The sequence below is a fragment of the Teichococcus aestuarii genome (assembly GCF_003116135.1).
GTDB classification, from domain to species: domain Bacteria; phylum Pseudomonadota; class Alphaproteobacteria; order Acetobacterales; family Acetobacteraceae; genus Pseudoroseomonas; species Pseudoroseomonas aestuarii.
This window is the reverse complement of record NZ_PDOA01000062.1, coordinates 1-1987: the sequence shown is the minus strand read 5'-3', so window position 1 is coordinate 1987 and position 1987 is coordinate 1. Positions and strand designations below refer to the sequence as shown.

At 66.3% G+C, this 1987-nt stretch carries 1 protein-coding gene and 1 pseudogene; one reads left to right on the top strand and one right to left on the bottom strand.

The features are described 5' to 3' along the window. Positions 1–108, top strand: a pseudogene (locus CR165_RS24085) (IS5-like element ISRso1 family transposase); the annotation flags it as partial. A 355-nt stretch (positions 109–463) separates the two neighbouring features. Here the strand turns inward: CR165_RS24085 and CR165_RS24080 are convergent. Further along, entirely contained in the window at positions 464–1333 is an 870-nt protein-coding gene (locus CR165_RS24080; protein WP_219929860.1) for an ABC transporter substrate-binding protein, read from the bottom strand. Between the last annotated feature and the right edge of the window lie 654 nt (positions 1334–1987).

Below are 1987 nucleotides of genomic sequence, written 5' to 3'. Positions count from 1 at the left end.
CGTTGGCGCCGCCTGGTTCGCGACTACGAGCGCCGCTGCGACGTCTCCGAAGCCATGATCCACGTCGGCATGGGCGCGCTCCTCATCAGGCGCATCGCCCACCCATGACCATTCTCAAACGGGCACTTAGCGTCACAGCTCAAAATTTTGCGTATTTCAGCGCGGGAAGTATCGTGAATCAGTTTTTGTTCTGTAACAATAAATATATTATCGGTAGATTGGAAATAAAATTTTGCGGAAACAATAGATTAATTATTATCGAGCGGCAGATTATGCAGGAATTGACATTGTCGGCGCGCCCGACGGGTGTTCACCAGGTCATCTCTTGAGGTGAAGCAGTCTCAGGAAAATCAGGGCTCATGGGACCACCACAAGCTGGCGGGTACGGTGTCGGCAGAGGAGGCCTCTCCGCTGAGCCAGGGCGGCCGCGTATTGGTGCGGAGTTGAAGCGGACCGCCCGGCCTTACGGCGCAAGGCCGGATCGTACGGCGGAGGCGACTGGCGTGGCCGGATCGCCGTCCAGCGCCGCCACGATCTCTGCCTCCAGCGCGGCAAGGGCATAGGGCACTGAGAGGATGCTGCCGAAGGACAGGGCGCCGGCCACCATGCAGCTGACCAGGATCTCGCGCCCCTCCCTGTGGGCGCGTAGGAAGCGTCGCATCGGAATGTTGGTGATGGCCGCGCTCGACTCGCTCGTCATCCAGATCAGCAGATCCACTTCCAGGGGCGAGAGATCCTCCGGCGAGAGGACTCCGTAGAAGCCGCGCCGCAGCGCCTGCGCCGGCAGCGGCGGCACCACGAAGCCCAGCTCCGCCAGGAAGGCGCCGCGCGTGTCCTCGCGGGCATATGCACCGACCTCGCCGCCAAAGGCATAGGCGATCCGCGCCGTACGGCCCTCCCAGCCGGGATGGCGGGCCCGGGCTGCGTCGATCAACCCCTGCGCCTGCCCGATCCGTTCCTCCGCCAGCTCCTGCCGGCCAAGCGCCAGCCCCAGGCTGCGAGTCAGCACTGCCCAGGGCGTGGAGACCGCCTGCCCCGGCGCATGCATCAGCACGGGCGCGATGCGCGACAGGAGCGCGTACTGCGCCGGTGTGATTCCCGAGCCGATGCCCACGATCAGGTCCGGCGCCAGCGCGGCCACCTGCTCGACTGAGATTTCGGTGGGCAGTTCGACAGGCAGGGAGCCGGAGAGGAAGGGTTGGGCCCAGGGCCAGATGGAGGCTGGCTGGTCGCCATACCATCGGCGCACCGCCACGGGCTGCACGCCGAGGGCCAGCAATGTGTCCTGCGTCTGGAAGCCGAGCGAGACGACCCGCCGGGGCGGCTCCGGCAAAAGGATTTCGCCGAAGGCATGCGTGATGCGGAGGGGACCTTGGGCCAGCACCGGCGGCACGGCGAGCCCAGGCAGTATTCCCAGAGCCGCCCCCCGCCCCGCCCGCAGCAAGCCGCGCCGCGTCAGGCTGCGGCCCGCGCCGGAGCAGGAGCCAGGGCAAGAAGGGTGCAGGTCTTTTGCGTCTTGTGCGGTCATGGCTTGCCTCAGAGCAGCGTGGCGGCCAGGCTGGCGAGCACCAGGGCCGGGCCAGGCCCCCAGCGCCAGCCGGAGCGCGTAGCAGAGCAGCAGGACGAGGGCCATGCCTGTAGATATGAGCGGGCCTAGCCAGAGCATTAGAGCTATTGGGCCAGCCCTGCCCGGCCGCCAGCCAGCAAGCCAGTGCGAAGGCCCAGAGGATGGCGTCGGTCTCAGATGGCGAAGCTCGTCATGGTGACGGCGAGCACGGCTTCCCCGTGGGGCATGGGAAGGCTCAGCGGAAGGGTGGCGTTGGCCCGGCGCGGCGATTGCCTAGAGCGGTTTTTGGCCTAACTGAATCGCTTGTGATCCCGGCGCCGGGCGGAAGGTGATTCAGTTGCCCTGGTATTGGAGGGGCGACGGGCATGTCGAAAGCGCTGTCAGTGGATCTGCGCGAGCGGGTGGTGGCGGCAATAGCGG